This is a genomic window from Pseudomonas sp. 4CAES_32.4, assembly GCF_058136335.1.
This window is the reverse complement of record NZ_CM176882.1, coordinates 527138-546485: the sequence shown is the minus strand read 5'-3', so window position 1 is coordinate 546485 and position 19348 is coordinate 527138. Positions and strand designations below refer to the sequence as shown.

Annotated in this window: 11 protein-coding genes; 5 read left to right on the top strand and 6 right to left on the bottom strand. The window is 59.6% G+C overall.

Annotated features, from left to right (window positions below):
* Both waaF and glnE read right to left on the bottom strand, forming a co-directional pair.
* Positions 1-1035, bottom strand: coding sequence for a lipopolysaccharide heptosyltransferase II (gene waaF / locus AC3Y64_RS02390; protein ID WP_489986309.1), 1035 nt, complete (start codon positions 1033-1035; stop codon positions 1-3).
* A 330-nt stretch (positions 1036-1365) separates the two neighbouring features.
* Positions 1366-4305 (bottom strand): bifunctional [glutamate--ammonia ligase]-adenylyl-L-tyrosine phosphorylase/[glutamate--ammonia-ligase] adenylyltransferase, encoded by a 2940-nt coding sequence (gene glnE, locus AC3Y64_RS02385; RefSeq protein ID WP_489986308.1) that lies wholly within the window; start codon positions 4303-4305, stop codon positions 1366-1368.
* Between the two features lie 384 nt (positions 4306-4689).
* Between glnE and aceE the strand changes: the two genes are divergently transcribed.
* The 5 genes from aceE to msrA all read left to right on the top strand — a co-directional run bounded on the left by aceE (position 4690) and on the right by msrA (position 14781).
* Entirely contained in the window at positions 4690-7335 is a 2646-nt protein-coding gene (aceE, locus tag AC3Y64_RS02380) for a pyruvate dehydrogenase (acetyl-transferring), homodimeric type (protein WP_489986307.1), read from the top strand.
* Between the two features lie 11 nt (positions 7336-7346).
* The gene (aceF, locus tag AC3Y64_RS02375) at positions 7347-9308 is read left to right on the top strand and encodes a dihydrolipoyllysine-residue acetyltransferase (RefSeq protein WP_489986306.1); all 1962 of its coding nucleotides are present in this window, start codon (positions 7347-7349) and stop codon (positions 9306-9308) included.
* 279 nt (positions 9309-9587) lie between these two features.
* A complete protein-coding gene (locus tag AC3Y64_RS02370; protein WP_489986305.1) occupies positions 9588-10985 on the top strand; it encodes an alkaline phosphatase D family protein in 1398 nt (465 codons plus the stop codon).
* Between the two features lie 239 nt (positions 10986-11224).
* Positions 11225-13921 carry a putative bifunctional diguanylate cyclase/phosphodiesterase gene (locus AC3Y64_RS02365; protein WP_489986304.1) on the top strand — a complete coding sequence of 899 codons (2697 nt, stop codon included), beginning with the start codon at positions 11225-11227 and terminating at the stop codon, positions 13919-13921.
* Between the two features lie 209 nt (positions 13922-14130).
* Positions 14131-14781: a peptide-methionine (S)-S-oxide reductase MsrA gene (gene msrA, locus AC3Y64_RS02360; protein ID WP_489986303.1), complete on the top strand. Its 651-nt coding sequence runs from the start codon at positions 14131-14133 to the stop codon at positions 14779-14781.
* 84 nt (positions 14782-14865) lie between these two features.
* Here the strand turns inward: msrA and AC3Y64_RS02355 are convergent, their stop codons facing one another.
* From AC3Y64_RS02355 to AC3Y64_RS02340, 4 genes are all read right to left on the bottom strand, one after another.
* Entirely contained in the window at positions 14866-15702 is an 837-nt protein-coding gene (locus AC3Y64_RS02355) for a 23S rRNA (adenine(2030)-N(6))-methyltransferase RlmJ (RefSeq protein WP_489986302.1), read from the bottom strand.
* A gap of 174 nt (positions 15703-15876) precedes the next feature.
* Positions 15877-16197, bottom strand: a complete 321-nt coding sequence (locus AC3Y64_RS02350) for a hypothetical protein (RefSeq protein WP_489986301.1) — start codon at positions 16195-16197, stop codon at positions 15877-15879.
* Positions 16198-16530: 333 nt separating this feature from the next.
* Positions 16531-17235, bottom strand: coding sequence for a DUF4123 domain-containing protein (locus AC3Y64_RS02345; protein ID WP_489986300.1), 705 nt, complete (start codon positions 17233-17235; stop codon positions 16531-16533).
* On the bottom strand, positions 17225-19240 hold the full coding sequence (locus tag AC3Y64_RS02340) for a type VI secretion system Vgr family protein (RefSeq protein WP_489986299.1): 2016 nt from the start codon (positions 19238-19240) through the stop codon (positions 17225-17227). The genes AC3Y64_RS02345 and AC3Y64_RS02340 overlap by 11 nt, the downstream gene beginning before the upstream one ends.
* Positions 19241-19348 lie beyond the last annotated feature (108 nt).

Below are 19348 nucleotides of genomic sequence, written 5' to 3'. Positions count from 1 at the left end.
TTAATGAACCTCGACCACAGAGCCCTGCAATTTCTGCAAGGCATCGTTGACCGCGTCCGGCATCAGCTGGCGCAGGCAGTTGTAATGGCCAAAGCGGCAGGTACGGTCGAAACACGGGCTGCATTCGAGCCCCAGACGGACCACTTCGACGTGCTCGGCCAGCGGCGGAGTGAAGCCCGGCGAAGTGGAACCGTAAACCGCCACCAACGGACGATTCAGCGCGGCGGCGACGTGCATCAGGCCGGAATCGTTGGACACTACCGAGTCGGCGCAGGACATCAAATCGATGGCCTCGGCCAGCGAGGTGCCGCCGCTGAGGTTGACCGATTCTTCACGCAGGCCTGGGATCAGCCGTGCACGGATGTCTTCACCGACCGCGTGATCGTTTTTCGAGCCGAACAGCCACACCTGCCAGCCTTCGCGGATACGCGCTTCGGCGACTTTGGCGTAGTGCTCGGAGGGCCAGCGCTTGGACTCGCCGAACTCGGCGCCGGGGCACAGGGCCAACACCGGACGGTCGAGGCTCAGGCCGAACTTGGCCAGCGCCGCTTCGCGGGTCACCGGGTCGATTTGCAGGCTTGGACGTGGATACGGTTTAGGCAGCTCGGCGTTCGCGTCATAGGCCAACGCCATGAAACGCTCGATCATCAGCGGATAGCGTTCTTTGTCGAGGGTGCGCACGTCGTTGAGCAGGCCGTAGCGGAATTCGCCGCGCCAACCGGTGCGTTTCGGGATACCGGCGAAGAACGGTACCAGCGCCGATTTCAGCGAGTTGGGCAGCAGAATAGCCTGATCGTACTGACCGCGCAGGGATTTGCCGATGCGCCGACGCGTCGCCAATTCCAGCGCGCCGTGGCCGAGCGGGAAGCTCAAGGCCTTACGCACTTCGGGCATGCGCTTGAGGATCGGCCGGCTCCACTCGGGGGCCAGCACGTCGATTTCGCATTGCGGGTGGCGCTGCTTGAGACACTGAAACAGTGTCTGCGCCATCACCATGTCACCGACCCAACTGGGCCCAACGATCAGAATATTCATGTGGTTTCCAAAAACGAACCGGGGAGGCATTTACGCCTCCCCGCCTCGAGAATTCTACAAACACTGTAGATCTACTGTGGGAGCGAGCCTGCTCGCGATGGGGGTCTTCACATCCAACATTGTTGTCGTCTGATACTCCGCTATCGCTGGCAAGCCAGCTCCCACAGGGTTTTGCATCTGTTCACACATCTGCGACTCAGCGCAGATCCATTGTAGGAGTGAGCCTGCTCGCGATGGGGTCGTTACATTCAACATTGATGTTGTCTGATACTCCGCTATCGCGAGCAGGCTCACTCCTACAGGGTTTTGCATTAGCCACAAGTCCGTGAATCAGCTTAGCCCCATCTCTTTCCATATCCGCAAAACCTGCCGCCGTTCTTCGACAAACTGGTCTCCGGCAATCACTCCGGGGTCCTTCTGCAAGGCCTGCCGGTGGGCGGCGGAGCGGTAGGCCTTGTAGGCCTCGCGCAACAGGCTGGCGTCTTCGGCAGGCATCAGCCCTTCGTGTTCCAGCTCTTCCGTGATGCGGATGTTATCGGTCCAGCGCAGCAATGGCGGGTGGCTGTGCGACCACGCCAGAGCCGCGTATTGCACCATAAATTCAATATCGACGATACCTCCGGCGTCCTGCTTGAGGTCGAACGGCGCCGTGGCGTCGAAGGCATTTGCCGCTGTGCCGGCCGCAGTGCTCTTGGTGCCGAGGTTGTCGCGCATCTTCGCGCGCATCTCGCTCACTTCCTGTTGCAACTTCGCCAGATCTCGGGATTTGCCCAACACCTGCGCACGAACCTTCTCGAACGCCTGACCGACATCCTGACTGCCAACCAGCACCCGCGCGCGCACCAAAGCCTGATGCTCCCACGTCCAGGCTTCATTTTCCTGATAGCGGGCAAACGCGCCGAGCGAACTCACCAACAGCCCCGAAGCACCGGACGGCCGCAGACGCATGTCCACTTCATACAGCTGGCCCGAGTTGGTCTGCGCCGTCAGCAAGTGAATGATCCGCTGTCCCAGCCGCGTGAAGAACTGCGCACCATCAATTGGCTTGGCGCCGTCGGTCTCCGCCTGCGGATCGCCGTCATGGATGAACACCAGATCCAGATCGGAACCATGCCCCAGTTCCAGACCGCCGACTTTGCCGTAACCGACAATGATGAAGCCGGGATCGCACAAGGTGCCGTCGGTGCGCAGCGGCGTGCCATGCTTGGCCACGGTCTGACGCCAGGCCAGGGCCAGCACTTGCTCGAGAATCGCCTCAGCGAGCCAGGTCAGGTAATCGCTGACTTTCATCAGCGGCAGGCTGCCGGCGATTTCCGAGGCGGCGACGCGCAAGCGGTGCGCCAGTTTGAAATGGCGCAGGGCTTCCATTTGTTGTTCGAGATCGTCTTCGGGGATTCGCGTCAGACGCTCGCGCAATTCGGCGGCCAACTCTGGCGCCAGAGGCGGCTTGAACAAACGCCCTTCGTTAAGCAATTCATCCATCAGCAGCGGGAAGCGCGTGATCTGCTCAGCGATCCACGGGCTCGCCGCGCAAAGCGTCAGCAAGCGTCGCAGCGCGCCGGGGTTTTCCGTCAGCAAGACCAGATAAGCCGAACGCCGCGCGACCGCCTCCACCAGCGGCAACACGCGCTCAAGCACCAGATCGGGATTGGCGTGTTCAACCGCTTGCGCCAGCAAACGCGGAATAAACGCGTCAAGACGTTCGCGCCCCAGTCGCTGCATTGCCCGCAGTTGCGGGCTGCTGCGCAAACCGGCCAACGCCTTCAGGGCTTTGCTCGCATCGGCAAAACCGCCCTCTTCCAGCTGTCGGCAAGCCGCCTCTTCGTCCTGTTCTTCTTCCCACAGCGGCAGCCATTCACCGCCGACTACCACTTCACTTTCGGTGCCGTCTTCCTCGTCGGGATCGGCGATCACTTGCGCAAAATGCCAGGCGACACGGCCGCGCCAGAACATCAGTTTTTCGTGGAAAGCATCCCAATCGGCGAAACCGAGCATGAAGGCAATGCGCGCCTGATCCTGCGCGCCGTCCGGCAGCATCTGCGTCTGGCGGTCGGCAATCGCCTGAATCGCGTGTTCGGTGTAACGCAGAAACTCGTAGCCTTCGCGCAACTCGCTGATCACGGCCGGCGGCAGATAGCCCTGCCCTTCCAGCGTGCTCAACACCTTTAATAGAGGGCGCTGTTGCAGGCTCAAGTCGCGGCCACCGTGGATCAACTGGAAGGCCTGAGCAATAAACTCGACCTCACGAATCCCGCCGGAGCCGAGCTTGATATTGTCGGCCATGCCTTTGCGCCGCACTTCCTGCTGGATCAGCTGCTTCATGGTGCGCAGCGCTTCGATCGCCGAGAAATCCAGATAACGCCGATAAACAAACGGGCGCAGCATATCGAGCAACTGCGCGCCGGCGACCTGATCGCCCGCCACCACCCGCGCTTTGATCATCGCGTAGCGTTCCCAGTCGCGACCCTGATCCTGGTAATACTGCTCCAGTGCGTTGAAGCTCAACACCAGCGCGCCGGACGAACCGTATGGGCGCAGGCGCATGTCGACGCGAAACACGAAACCGTCAACGGTCATCGGATCCAGCGCCTTGATCAGCCGCTGGCCAAGACGAATGAAGAATTCCTGATTATCCAGCGAGCGCTTCACGCCCACCGTTTCGCCACCCTCGGGGTAGGCAAAAATCAAATCGATGTCGGAAGACAGGTTCAACTCGACGGCGCCGAGCTTGCCCATGCCGAGGATGACCATCGGCTGCGGCAAACCACTACGACGACCGGTCGGTGTACCGAATTGTTCGCAATGACGGCTGTACAACCATTGATAAGCCTGGTCGATGGTGGCGTCGGCCATGTCCGAGAGGTCGCGGCAGGTCTGCACCAGATCGGCCTGACGGGTGAGATCACGCCAGATGATCCGCACTTGATGGCGCGCACGCTGGCGACGCAGGGCGCGACCGAGTTCGTCTTCGGTCTGCGCCGCGTTCACCGCAGCGGAAATCTGCGCACACAATTCACCCGGCGCAAAGGCCCGGTCGAGCTCACCGGACTGCACCAGCGCCAACAACATCAAAGGGTCACGAACGCTCTGTTCAATGACAAACTCGCTGGCAGCGGTGACGCGGGCGAATTGCGCCCAGCGCTCTGGCGTCCAATTGGCGAAGCCGTGATCGTCTTCAAGCTCGGCGACGGCCGTACGGAACGACTGCTCGGATCGAGTGACCAACGGCAGGAGAATGGCAGGCAGTTCGGCAAGCACGGGCAGGGTCATGGTCTATCCTTGATCGGCGTGTAAATGGCCGCTTGTAGTGAATGGTGAAAACCCGCTACGCGAAGGACTGTCGAACAAAAGTTAGAAATAGCTGAAATTTCTTCTTCTTTAGCATCCAGCATCAAAGTTTCACCTTTTACGGATGGTAATCGACCAACCTTAACGATTATTCTCACAACGCAGTCGGAGGTCACAAGCCTTTCATCTGTAGTTTTACTACTCGTCTATACATCCGAAAGGCTGAAATGCCGGAAGATTTGTAGTAAAACTACACGCCGCCGGAACAACCTGACGGCAATCCAAGAATTTTAAATCGTCTGCCCACAAGGCCAGTCGCAAACTCAGGCAACCGATTCTGGAAGCCTTTCCGCCCTGGAGCAAGCCATGCAAGACCTCGATCCCGTCGAAACCCAGGAATGGCTGGACGCCCTGGAATCGGTTCTCGACAAAGAAGGCGAAGACCGTGCTCACTATCTGATGACCCGTATGGGTGAACTCGCGACCCGCAGCGGCTCGCAACTCCCTTACGCCATCACCACGCCTTACCGCAACACCATCCCGGTAACCCACGAAGCACGCATGCCTGGCGACCTGTTCATGGAACGCCGCATTCGCTCGCTGGTGCGCTGGAACGCGATGGCCATGGTAATGCGTACGAACCTGAAAGATTCTGACCTGGGTGGTCACATCTCCAGCTTCGCTTCCAGTGCGACCCTGTATGACATCGGCTTCAACTACTTCTTCCAGGCCCCGACCGACGAACACGGCGGCGACCTGATCTACTTCCAGGGCCACACCTCGCCAGGCGTTTACGCCCGTGCGTTCATGGAAGGCCGCATCACCGAAGACCAGATGAACAACTTCCGCCAGGAAGTCGACGGTCAGGGCCTGTCGTCCTACCCGCACCCTTGGCTGATGCCTGACTTCTGGCAGTTCCCGACCGTATCGATGGGTCTGGGCCCGATTCAAGCGATCTACCAGGCACGTTTCATGAAGTACCTGGAACACCGCGGTTTCATCCAGCCAGGCAAACAGAAAGTCTGGTGCTTCCTGGGCGACGGCGAGTGCGACGAGCCGGAATCCCTGGGCGCCATCTCCCTGGCCGGCCGCGAGAAGCTGGACAACCTGATCTTCGTCATCAACTGCAACCTGCAGCGCCTCGACGGCCCGGTTCGCGGCAACGGCAAGATCATCCAGGAACTCGAAGGCGTGTTCCGCGGTGCTCAGTGGAACGTGACCAAAGTCATCTGGGGCCGTTTCTGGGACCCACTGCTGGCCAAGGACGTCGACGGTATCCTGCAACGTCGCATGGACGAAGTCATCGACGGCGAGTACCAGAACTACAAAGCCAAAGACGGCGCATTCGTCCGTGAACACTTCTTCAACACGCCAGAACTCAAGGCGATGGTTGCTGATCTGTCCGACGACGAGATCTGGAAACTCAACCGTGGTGGCCACGACCCGTACAAGGTCTATGCGGCGTACCACGAAGCGGTCAACCACAAAGAACAACCAACCGTCATCCTCGCCAAGACCATCAAGGGTTATGGCACCGGTGCCGGCGAAGCGAAGAACACTGCGCACAACACCAAGAAAGTCGACGTCGACAGCCTGAAGTTGTTCCGCGATCGTTTCGACATCCCGGTCAAGGACGAAGAGCTGGAGAACCTGCCGTTCTTCAAGCCAGAGCCAAACAGCGCCGAAGCCCGCTACCTCAGCGAGCGTCGCACTGCACTGGGCGGTTTCGTGCCACAGCGCCGCGCACAAAGCTTCAGCGTGCCGACTCCGGATCTGGACACCCTCAAGGCTATCCTCGACGGTTCCGGCGACCGTGAAATTTCCACCACCATGGCCTTCGTGCGGATCCTCGCGCAACTGGTCAAGGACAAGGAAATCGGCCCGCGCATCGTTCCGATCATCCCGGACGAAGCCCGTACCTTCGGTATGGAAGGCATGTTCCGTCAGCTCGGTATCTACTCGTCCGTCGGCCAGCTCTACGAGCCAGTCGATAAAGACCAGGTGATGTTCTACAAGGAAGACCAGAAAGGTCAGATCCTTGAAGAAGGCATCAACGAAGCAGGCGCCATGAGCTCGTTCATCGCCGCCGGTACTTCGTACTCCAGCCACAACCAGCCAATGCTGCCGTTCTACATCTTCTACTCGATGTTCGGCTTCCAGCGGATTGGCGACCTGGCCTGGGCCGCTGGCGACAGCCGTACCCGTGGCTTCCTGATCGGCGGCACCGCCGGTCGTACCACCCTGAACGGTGAAGGTCTGCAACACGAAGACGGTCACAGCCACCTGCTGGCCGCGACCATCCCGAACTGCCGCACCTACGATCCAACCTACGGCTACGAGCTGGCGGTGATCATTCAGGACGGCATGAAGAAGATGACCGAAGAGCAACAGGACATCTTCTACTACATCACCGTGATGAACGAGTCGTACCAGCAGCCAGCCATGCCGGCCGGTGCCGAAGAAGGCATCAAGAAAGGCATGTACCTGCTCGAAGAAGACACCCGCGATGCGGCGCACCACGTACAGCTGATGGGCTCCGGCACCATCCTGCGTGAAGTCCGTGAAGCGGCGAAGATTCTGCGTGAAGAGTTCAATGTGGGCGCTGACGTCTGGAGCGTTACCAGCTTCAACGAACTGCGTCGCGACGGTCTCGCTGTCGCGCGCAGCAACCGTCTGAAGCCGGGCCAGAAGCCTAAGCTGAGCTACGTCGAAGAGTGCCTGAACGGCCGTAAAGGTCCGGTCATCGCCTCCACCGACTACATGAAGCTGTTCGCCGAGCAGATCCGTCAGTGGGTACCGTCCAAGGAATTCAAAGTCCTCGGCACCGATGGTTTCGGCCGCAGCGACAGCCGCAAGAAACTGCGTCATTTCTTCGAAGTTGACCGTCATTTCGTGGTGTTGGCAGCCCTGGAAGCACTGGCTGACCGTGGTGATATCGAACCTAAGGTTGTGGCTGAAGCCATCACCAAGTTCGGCATCGACCCGGAAAAACGCAACCCACTGGACTGCTGAGGAGACATTTTGTGAGCGAACTCATTCGCGTACCTGACATCGGCAGCGGTGAAGGTGAAGTAATTGAACTGTTTGTGAAGGTCGGCGACCGTATCGAAGCCGACCAGAGCATCCTGACCCTGGAATCGGACAAGGCCAGCATGGAAGTGCCGGCCCCGAAAGCCGGCGTCATCAAAAGCCTGAAAGTGAAGCTGGGCGATCGCCTGAAAGAAGGCGACGAACTGCTTGAGCTGGAAGTCGAGGGCGCCGCTGAAGCGGCCCCTGCTCCGGCTGCTGCTCCGGCCAAAAAGGCTGAAGAAAAACCGGCCGCCGCTCCTGCTGCTGCCGCGCCTGCCGCTGCCCCTGCTGCCGCTTCGGTTCAGCAAGTGCACGTGCCGGACATCGGTTCGTCGGGCAAGGCGCAGATCATCGAGATTCAGGTCAAGGTCGGCGACACCGTCGAAGCTGATCAATCGCTGATCACCCTGGAATCCGACAAGGCGAGCATGGAAATCCCGTCGCCTGCCGCTGGCGTGGTCAAGGCCATCAGCGTCAAGCTCAACGACGAAGTCGGCACTGGCGACCTGATTCTGGATCTGGAAGTGGCGGGTGCTGCGGCCCCTGCTGCAGCCGCTCCGGCTCAGGCTGCTGCGCCGGCCGCTGCCGCTGCGCCTGCTCCGGCAGCCGCGCCAGCAGCTCCGGTTGCTGACAGCGTTCAGGACATCCACGTTCCGGACATCGGTTCGTCGGGCAAAGCCAAGATCATCGAAGTGTTGGTCAAGGCTGGCGACAGCGTTGAAGCTGACCAGTCGCTGATCACCCTGGAATCCGACAAGGCGAGCATGGAAATTCCATCGCCTGCCGCTGGTGTGGTGGAAAGCGTTTCCATCAAGCTGGATGACGAAGTCGGTACCGGCGACCTGATTCTGAAGCTGAAAGTCAAAGGCGCGGCCCCTGCTGCTGCCCCGGCGCCAGCTGCCGCCGCTGCTCCAAGTGCTCCTGCCGCTGCTGCTCCGGCTGCCGCTGCACCTGCACCTGCTGCCGCTCCAGCCGCCGCCCCGGCCAAGCCGGGCGCGAAAGTTCACGCCGGCCCTGCCGTGCGTCAACTGGCTCGCGAGTTCGGCGTCGAGCTGAACGCTGTCGGCGCCAGCGGCCCGCACGGTCGTATCCTAAAAGAAGACGTGCAGGTTTACGTCAAAGCGATGATGCAGAAGGCCAAGGAAGCACCGGCCGCTGCTGCTGGCGCAACCGGTGGCGCGGGCATCCCGCCGATTCCGGTCGTCGACTTCAGCCGTTTCGGCGAAATCGAAGAAGTGCCGATGACTCGCCTGATGCAGATCGGCGCGTCGAGCCTGCACCGCAGCTGGCTGAACATCCCGCACGTGACTCAGTTCGATTCGGCTGATATCACCGAGCTGGAAGCCTTCCGTGTGGCGCAGAAAGCCGTTGCAGAGAAGGCCGGCGTCAAGCTGACCATCCTGCCGCTGCTGCTCAAGTCGTGCGCGCACATGCTCAAGGAGCTGCCGGACTTCAACAGTTCGCTGGCGCCAAGCGGCAAAGCGATCATCCGCAAGAAGTACGTCAACATCGGCTTCGCTGTCGACACCCCGGATGGCCTGCTGGTACCGGTCATCAAGAACGTCGACCAGAAGAGCCTGTTGCAACTGGCAGCCGAAGCCGCTGCGCTGGCCGCCAAAGCCCGCGACAAGAAGCTCACCGCTGACGACATGCAAGGCGCCTGCTTCACCATTTCCAGCCTCGGCCACATTGGCGGCACCGGCTTCACGCCGATCGTCAACGCGCCGGAAGTGGCGATCCTCGGTGTTTCCAAGGCAACCATCCAGCCAGTCTGGGACGGCAAAGCCTTCCAGCCGAAACTGATGCTGCCGCTGTCGCTGTCCTACGATCACCGTGTGATCAACGGCGCCGCTGCCGCACGCTTCACCCAGCGTTTGGGCAGCCTGCTGGCGGACATCCGTACCATCCTGCTGTAATCCCAGGCGGCCCTCCGGCAACGGAGGGCCGCTTGTGTTTCACGTTTTCGAGCGCCACACGCTCGTACCTCAACCCCGTCAGTTTGACGGGGCTTTTTTTTGCCCGAAGAAAACCGGTCAGAGATTTATCCCACACGTTGCGCTGATATCGGCCACAACTCTAATCCACTTCACCCCGATCTTTTTATTCACCGCGCAACTAATCTTGGCCCATGCCGCCAACTAACTTAACGGCACACAGACAAAAACTTATTAAATATTCATTCGAATGGATTCGATATGTTAAAACCGACTGTTGGCCCGATTATCGGCCACACAACAACTAACCATGCACGCATCTTTATTCGCGGAGACAATCAACAGAACTCCACGGTTTTTGCCGCCGTACGCTACCGCCCTTACGGAGCACAACATTGGTCAAGAGGCACCTTTGCTCGACTGAGCGAATTACAGGACATGTCCGAAGTTCTTGTACTCGACAACTTGAGTGCCGACACTGAATACGAATACCAGGCTGGCTGGTTCAGCCCGATGAGTCCGGTGCATACCCCGGACAGCGTTGCCGAATTGCCCCTGCAATGGCCACGGGAGATCTACCGCCTGCGTACACGCTCGAGCAAAGCCATGCAGCCCCGAGCCTACATTGTCGGCTCCTGCCGCTATTTGCGCATGACCGCCGGCATCGCCTCGCTGCCGCGCCTGGGTGACCGGATTTTCACTTCCATCAATCAGTTGATTGAAGGTGCACAACCGCCGGTCAGCGCAGTATTGATGACCGGCGATCAAATCTATGTTGATGACTTGAATCTGATTGCGCCGGATCGCGAATACAAAGACATACTCAGCAAATACCGTACGGCGTTCTCCCAACCCGGCATACAGCAACTGATGTCGGGAACTTCCACTTACATGATTCTCGATGACCACGAAATAGAAGATAACTGGCCAGCCAATGCCAGCAAGTCCGATGCGGCGTTATATCACAACGCTATGGCCGCCTATGAGTTGTACCAAGCCAGTCACAGCCCGGCACATCAACTAACAAACAATAACGCAATAGACCGCTCGAAACTTTCCCACTATTGGTATCAATTCAGCGACGGCGATATCGAATGGTTTGTCACGGACAGTCGTTCTCGGCGCAACTTGTCGGCGGATGACCGGCGCATTCTCGATGAAGCGCAGGAACATGCGTTACTCAAGTGGCTGATCAACAGCCCGGCGCGGGTCAAATTCGTGGTGACCAGCGTGATGTTCTACCCGGATCGCAAACTGCATGGCGATGACGCGTGGAAAGCCTTCCCGGAACAGCGTCTGCGTCTGCTGGAAACCGTTCGCACGCACCGGATCAAGAATGTGCTGTTCGTGTCTGGCGATGTGCATGGCTCGCTGACCGCGCGCCTGTGCCACAGCGAAGACCCTGACTTCGAAGTGCACACCATCGTTTCTTCACCGTTGTGCAACAGCAAACTGTTGCCGTACGCCAAGGCGTCGACGTTCATCCTTGATCAGCCGCTGGTACGCACTGCAGCGGGCGACTATGAGCATGAGCTGACCAGCGAGGTCGTCAGCCAAGACAACTTCGCTCACCTGGTGGTCGAGGCTGATCAGGTTCGGGTCAACTACTACGATCGTGATGGCAAACCGCTGCAATCGATCATAATCCCTTTGCGTTAACCGCCCCCATAAAAAGCCGTTTCAGTGGCAAACCGCTCTGGAACGGCACTTTTCCACGCCTGCGGCATTACTTTTCGCCGTTAGCTGGAGAAATGTTCACTGCAGCCGACATATTCTTATAGCACTTGGCCTTCATCTCTCTTGTCAGTCAGTGCCGCAATGATGCAACCTTGCCGCAGGCAACGTTTAAGAGGGCGAGAGCCCGGCGCGTTCAGCATATTTCCAAGCGAGTTCCCTTCATGAAGAGCCAACCCGATGCCGCCAGCCGTATGGCGGCCGAGGTAGTGACGCAGTTGCCTGTGCCCTCGCGGCTCGGCATGCTGCGTTTCGAGCGCTTGAATGAAGCCAGTTGGGCAATGCTCTTTCTCGATCCCAACTGCGAACGCCAGTTTGGCCAACCGGCCGTCGAGCTTTGCGCGCTGGTCGGCTCGCCTTACGCCAGCCTGATGGAGCCGGAAGCGCGCTATCAACTGCACGACGCAATCCAGCAGCAGCTGACCGCCAGCCCGCATTATCTGGTGCGTTACACCCTTCACACCCCGGCCGGCGCCTTGAGCATCCTCGAACTCGGCGAAGCCTACAAACAACACAATCGACATTTGCTGCGCGGCTATCTGCTGGCGGTCGATGACGTGTTTGCCGACGTGCCGCTGCCGCCCTCGGTCGATCTGGAAACCCAGAACTCGCGCCTGCAAATAGCCCTCGAACTGAACCAGCGCGCCCAGCAGGAACAACTGCAACACCTCGAACGCGTGCGCGCCCAGCAAGACTTGATTCTGCTGCTCGCCCGTCAGCGCTACAGCACGCACAATTCGTTGCAGGAAGCGGCCGAGCTGATCACCCGTTGCGCCTGCGATATCTATGAAATCGACTGCGCCAGCCTGTGGAACCTCGAAGGCCAGCAACTGGTGCCGATTTCGGCGTACCACCGCGCGACCCAGGAATACATCCTGCCGGACGTCATCGACGTCAGCACTTTCCCCGATTACATGGAAGCGCTGCACAGCAGCCGCGCGATCGACGCGCACAATGCGATGCGCGACCCACGCACCCGGGAAATGGCCGAAGCCCTGCGCCCGCGCGACGTCAACGCCATGCTCGACGCCAGTATTCGCGTCGACGGCCAGGTGGTCGGCGTGCTGTGTCTGGAGCAGACCGGCGTTACCCGTGCCTGGCAGTCCGATGAGATCGCCTTTGCCGGTGAGCTGGCCGACCAGTTCGCGCAAGTCATCAACAATCACAACCGCCGCACCGCCACCAGCGCCCTGCACCTGTTCCAGCGCGCGGTCGAGCAAAGCGCTAACGCGTTTTTGCTGGTCAACTGCGACGGCGTGGTCGAGTACGTCAATCCGAGCTTCACCGCGATCACCCAATACACTACCGAGGAAGTCCACGGCCAGCGCTTGTCCGAGCTGCCGGCTCTGGAGAACCTCAGCGAACTGCTGTTCGACGCGCCCTCGGCGCTGGCCAAGAGCAACAGTTGGCAGGGCGAATTCAAGAGCCGCCGCAAGAACCTCGAACCGTACTGGGGCCAGTTATCGATTTCCAAGGTGTATGGCGACAACCGTGAGCTGACGCATTACATCGGCATCTACGAAGACATCACCCAGACCAAACTGGCGCAGCAGCGCATCGAGCGTCTGGCCTACACCGACAACTTGACCAACCTCGGCAACCGCCCGGCGTTTATCCGCAATCTGGACGAACGCTTCGCCCGGGATAGCGATACCCCGATCAGCCTGCTGCTGGTCGACATCGACAACTTCAAGCGGATCAACGACAGCCTCGGCCATCAGACCGGCGACAAACTGCTGATCAGCCTGGCCCGGCGTCTGCGCAACAGCTTGAGCCCGAGTGGCAGCCTCGCGCGTTTCGCCAGTAACGAATTTGCTGTGCTGCTCGACGAGACCGACCTTGCGACTGGTCAGAAAATTGCCAACCAGTTGCTGGCGACCCTCGACAAACCGATGTTCGTCGACAACCAGTTGATCAGCGTCACCGGCTCCGTGGGCCTGGCCTGCGCGCCGCTGCACGGTCGTGATCCGCAGACCCTGATGCGTAACGCCGGTTTGGCGCTGCACAAGGCCAAGGCCAACGGCAAACATCAGGTACAAGTCTTCACCGAGGCGCTGAACGCCGAGGCCAGCTACAAGCTGTTCGTCGAAAACAACCTGCGCCGCGCCCTGACCCAGAACGAACTGGACGTGTTCTATCAGCCGAAGCTGTGCCTGCGCAGCGGTCGCTTGCTGGGGATGGAAGCGCTGTTGCGCTGGAACCATCCGGAACGCGGAATGATCCGCCCGGACCAGTTCATCAGCGTCGCCGAAGAAACCGGCCTGATCATTCCGATCGGCAAGTGGATCGCCCGCCAGGCCTGCCGCATGAGCAAATCGCTCACCGCCGCCGGTATGGGCAATCTGCAAGTGGCGATCAACCTGTCGCCAAAACAGTTCTCCGACCCTGATCTGGTGGCGTCCATCGCCAACATCCTCAAGGAAGAAGCGCTGCCGGCCCACCTGCTCGAACTGGAACTGACCGAAGGCCTGCTGCTGGAAGCCACCGAAGACACCCACTTGCAGCTCGATCAGCTCAAACGCCTCGGGCTGACGCTGGCCATGGACGACTTCGGCACCGGTTATTCGTCGCTCAGCTATCTGAAGAAATTCCCGATCGACATCATCAAGATCGATCGCAGCTTTATCCACGAAATTCCCGACAACCAGGACGACATGGAAATCACCTCAGCAGTGATCGCCATGGCGCACAACCTGAAACTCAAGGTCGTGGCCGAAGGCATCGAGACCGCCGAGCAACTGGCGTTCCTGCGTCGCCATCGTTGCGACGTTGGCCAGGGTTACCTGTTCGACCGGCCGATCCCCGGCGACGAACTGATCCACACCCTCAAGCGCTACCCGCGCGGGCCGCTTTGCCTCTGATCACCACCGATCCCTTGTAGGAGTGAGCCTGCTCGCGATAGCGGTTGTTCAGTCAGAGAGTTTATTGCTGACACACCGCTATCGCGAGCAGGCTCACTCCTACAAAGGGCAATCGAGTATCCGCATATTTTGGGTAGTGATTAACCGGGCATCATTGGGCACACTGGCGGTCTGACTTTTTACATCCAACCTGACTGAGAGGAACGATCATGGTTCTGCGCTCGGAAATTCTGGTGAACAAAAACGTGCTCCCGACTAAAGAACAAGCTCTGCCCGGCCGCGAAACTGCGATGACCCTGCCTGAAAAGCACTTCGTCTTCGAAGAAACCCCATTGCTTGGTCCGTTTTTCCAGGACGTTGATTTTGCGATCTTCGGACTGGGTTGCTTTTGGGGCGCCGAGCGCCGCTTCTGGCAGCGTGAAGGTGTGGTCAGCACGGTCGTGGGTTACGCCGGCGGCTACACGCCGAACCCGACCTACGAAGAAGTCTGCTCGGGCCTGACTGGCCACGCGGAAGTGGTGCTGGTGGTGTATGACAAGGCCAAAGTCAGCTACGAAGAGCTGCTGGCGATGTTCTGGGAATTGCACAACCCGACGCAGGGCATGCGCCAAGGCAACGACATCGGCACGCAGTACCGCTCGGTGATCTACGCGACCTCGCCAGAGCATCTCGATGCAGCGCTGAAGAGCAAGGCGACCTATCAGGCTGAGCTGTCGAAGGCAGGCCTGGGTGAAATCAGCACCGACATTGAACAGGCACCGACCGTGTATTTCGCCGAGGCGTATCACCAGCAGTATCTGGCGAAGAATCCTGAAGGTTACTGCGGGATTGGCGGCACCGGCGTGTGCATGCCGAACTAAAGCTGCGAGCTAAAAGCGTCAAGCTGCAAGCTGAAAGCGCTCCGTTCGCTTCAGCTTGTAGCTTGTAGCTTGTAGCTCGAAGCTTTACTCCGCTATTAGCCAATCCATCTGCCACCCGCCCTGGGTCTGCCCAAGCTTCTTCGACAACCACGGCAGCAACTCGCGCAACTCTTCCTCCAGCCCCCACGGCGGATTGGCAATCGCCATGCCAGAACCGTTCAGGCTGTTCGGCGTATCCAGCGGATGCACCAGCAACTCCACACGCAGCAACTTCGGCGCACCGGTGCCCGCCAGGTCTTGGTAGAAACGTCGCAGCGCACGCTGGTCCTTCACCGGATACCAGATCGCCGCCACCGTTTGGCGCATCCGGCCAATCGCCTCTTTCAACGACGCTGCACAACGCTGCATCTCGTCGAGCTGTTCGAACGGCGGGTCAATCAACATCACCGCGCGTTTTTCCTGCACCGGCAACATCGCCCGGGACACGTGCCAACCTTCGCCCAGATGCACCTTGACCCGACGATCACCCGCCATGTTGTCCTTGAGCAGCACGCCGTCTTCCGGGTGCTTCTCGTTGAGCATCACCCGATCCTGCGGCCGGGTCAGACGCCGCGCCAGCTCCGGCGAACCCGGGTAGTAGCGCAACTGGCCATCCGGGTTCATCTCGTGCAGCACCTTCATGTAGTCGGCGGTCAGCGCCGGCAAGTCCGGCTGATCCCACAAGCGCGCGATGCCTTCCAGGTACTCGCCGGTGCGATTCGCCTGATCGCCCTGCAAGTCATACAGACCGATGCCGGCGTGCGTGTCGAGATAGGCAAACGGCTGCTCCTTGCGCGACATCAGGGCGATGAGGCGGGTCAAGGTCAGGTGTTTGAACACATCGGCGTGATTGCCGGCATGGAAGGCGTGACGATAATTCATGGCTGCTCCTGCGAAGGGCGCAAAGTTTACCTTTTACCGCGCGGCAAGTCAGGGGTTCGCAGCCGAGCGGCTTCCCTGCGCACTGATCGTTTCCTCGCTCTGCGTGGGAACGATCATCCATCGGCAGCGCGTGACCCATTTTGGAGCTGCCACAGGCTGCGATCTTTTGCTTTTTCAGGCGGGCATGCTGCTCAGGCGTTTGCCGATGACATCGAGCACATCACAGCCATCGCGCAGCGGGATGGCGCAGAGCATGGCGAAGTCGCTGAGGATGATGGAGTCGCATTCGACCGAGCCGCGCATGCACATGTTTTCCAGGACCTGGACCACGGCGCGGATGCGGTAGTTGGCGGCGTCCATGAGGATGTCGAGGGGCACGTGGGTGTCGACGAACAGGGTGGGCATGTCGCTGCAATTGCCGGTCAGGGCCATGAAGCGGTTGTCTGGATGGGGAATGATTTTTTCGTAGGGTGGATCGGGGTGCATATTCGTCATTTTGTTCGTTCCATGATTGATAAATGTGAGCCGCCAACTGACCCTCCTACAGGTTTGGGTGGCAGCTGTGCGCAAGAGTAGGAACCGAGCAATCATGGACCTCGGTCACGCCGAAGCGTGTCCCACGCACAGCCGCCGCGAATGATCTTACGGACTTGCATCAAGTGCCGTAAAAAATCCAACGAACTGTAACGTCATGAAAGCGAGGGTTCCTACACCCTGCCACCACTCTCGCAGTGACAACGAAAAGACTATCCCTGCAATCCATCGCCCACCAGTTCATGAAAACCGCCGCAACTCGAAGGAATCGTCCGAGACCTTCGCCCCGAAAACTCACTCTGACTCTGCCAGTAAAAACGCCAACAATACCGAATGCGAGGATTCTTCCGACATTGCCTCCTGAAAAAACCGCCTGACCTTGCAGCGCAAAACCGCCTCGGGGAACGCCTCGAACACACCCGGTGCTTCTTCGCTCAACCACTGCATCGCATTGGTTGTTCGAACCTCGTCGCCTTGCTGTGCCAGCACCGATTCCGGCACTTTCCACCAAGGGAATGTCCGTGCAGAAACCTGCGCCCTTCCACCGATTTGCAAGGCCTGACCATTGATCAAGCAACGCGCAATCACCGGGAATATCTGCGCCGCATCCACTTCATCGGACTGCAGAATCGGCACCAGAAACCGCCCATCCCAAAACCGGAAAAACACCGCTTTGCCGTCAGGCATCAGCACCTGCGTCAGGCTGCGAAAGTGCGCCACCACCTCTTCAAGCGTTGCCGTAGAGACCGCCAGCCAACCCCAGTCCCGCGACTCGGTGGTCGCCACCCAATCGAGAAACTCACTGTCGGCAGCGACAATTCCCACGAAGGGCATCACCGCATCCCACTCGGCGTAGATCGTGTCCGCCCAGATCGGGCTCGGCGAACCCAGCACAGGGTTGGCGTCGCTGGCATTACTGAAGATCGCGAACAGTTGCTCTGCCGGCTTCAGCGGCTCCTGCGCCAGCCACACGCGGGGGTCGAGAACATCAGGCTGCACAAACACCGTCCTTGCAACGCTCACACTCTTCGCAGAACGGCGCGTCGCTTTTAAGACTCATGATTTGTGCAGCGGTAAGCATGGCCGCTGGCGCAGCGGCCAGCTTCTCTGGCAACCCCGGTACCACCGGCGCCGCACTGATTACCGCCATCGGCGCACCACCGACGACGATCGGCACGCTGCTGAAAATCCCGCCCGGGCCGATGTTGATCCACTGCCCGCCGGCCTGAATCGTTGCACTCGCGCCGCCATCGATCACCACTTGCTGGCCGGCACTGAGATGGATTTGCGCACTGGCGTTGAGCACCTGGCTGCTCACGCGAATATGCTGATCACCCATCACGCTGAGATGATCATCCTGCTTCACTTCGGTCTGCCGCTGACCATGGGTGATGCGTTGCTCATCGGCTTTCAATTCATGTCGCGCGGTGCCGGTGACGACGATGCTGCGCTGGTTGTCGACCTGCACCTGTTGGTCGTTCAACACGTGCTGCGTCCAGTTGCGCTGGGCGCGCAGGTAGATTTCCTCGGCGCCTTTCTTGTCCTCGATGCGCAACTCGTTGTAGCCGCCACCGCCGGGGCTGCTCTGACTGCGGAAGATGCTGCGGGTCTTGTCCGCCGGCAGATCCAGCGGCACCGGTGTCGCGGCGTTGGGCAGGCAACCCATGACTAAAGGTTTGTCGGCATCGGCATCGATGAAACCGACTAGCACTTCCATGCCGACCCGTGGAATCAACACGCTGCCGTAACGGTCATGGGCCCAACCGCTGGCAACGCGCAGCCAGCAACTGGAGTGTTCGTTCAACTCACCGTCGCGATCCCAGGCCAGTTGCACCTTGACCCGGCCGTACTCGTCGCAATGGATTTCCGTATCGTTCGGGCCAGTCACCACGGCGGGCTGGTAGCCGAGCATCCGTGGTTTTTCCGGGCCCAGCGCCGGGCGAAAGAACACCTCCCAAGGGGTCGCGCGAAAGGTATTACGGTAACCCTGGAATCCTTCCCCATCACTGGTGACCGATTCCTCCAGCACTTGCGGTTGTCGGCCGTGGTGTTCGACCGTGGTCAGCAGCCACAGGTCGTTCCAGTCGTTACGCGGATGGTCGATCAATTGCAGGAAATGTCCGCAAACCAGTGCGGATTCATCGCTGATGCCTTCTGCCTGACGGTAATCGGCGACATGTCGCTCAAGCGCTCTTTGCGCGAGGTGCTTGCCGGTTTCACGATCGTTGAATTGGCCGGGAAAGTGATAGTGCTCCAGCACCGGGCGCTGCTCGCCGTCGACACGGCTTTCCAACTGCAGTCGCGGCTTGATGAAGTTGTAGTCACGCCGGGTCACCACGCTGGTGCGGGTTTCCACGCGAACATTGAAACGATTGATCGCCGGCGCGCCACCGGCCATGCCGCTGCCCGGCAAATACAACGTCGGCTCGGCGAGGCGCGGAAACACCGTCTGATCATCACCGAACACCAATACATGTCCTTCGGGGCTGTGCTGGAAGTGGTAATGAATGCCGACCTCGGCACACAGCCGCTGAATGAACGCCAGATCACTCTCGGCGTACTGCACGCAATATTCACGGGGTGGGTACTCACTGCCGAGACGGAATTCAAAAGCATCGCGCAGGATCGAGTGATCCTTGAGTATCTGCGCGACGATTTGCGGCACTGTCTGATGCTGAAAGATCCGCTGATTGATGCGGTGCGCGAGGTACGTCAGACGCGGGACAAGGCTGAGGTGATAACGTGTCAGACGTTTCCCGGAATCGCCCTGCCCGGCCTGATAAATCTGACCGTGAACGCCGGAACCGCTGGCGTCGAAACTCAGAAATGCCTGACAGTGCAGCAGGCTTTCGAGGTCCAGATCGGGCCGCTCACTGACCAGTTCCAGCTCGAAACGAAACGGTTGGCTGATGGCTTCCTTGCCCGTGAACTCAAGGACTTTGAGGTCATGCTGGGCGCCTTCGAGGGTCAACGTGAAACGCGGTTGATTGGCAGGCGCGAACATCCGATGTCTCTCTGCAGTGTGAGGGCGGGCGATTCTGCATGAGGAGCAAGGGGTGATCGATGGGCGACGGAAAAATCAGATTTGCCCTACTTTCATTGATGAAAAACC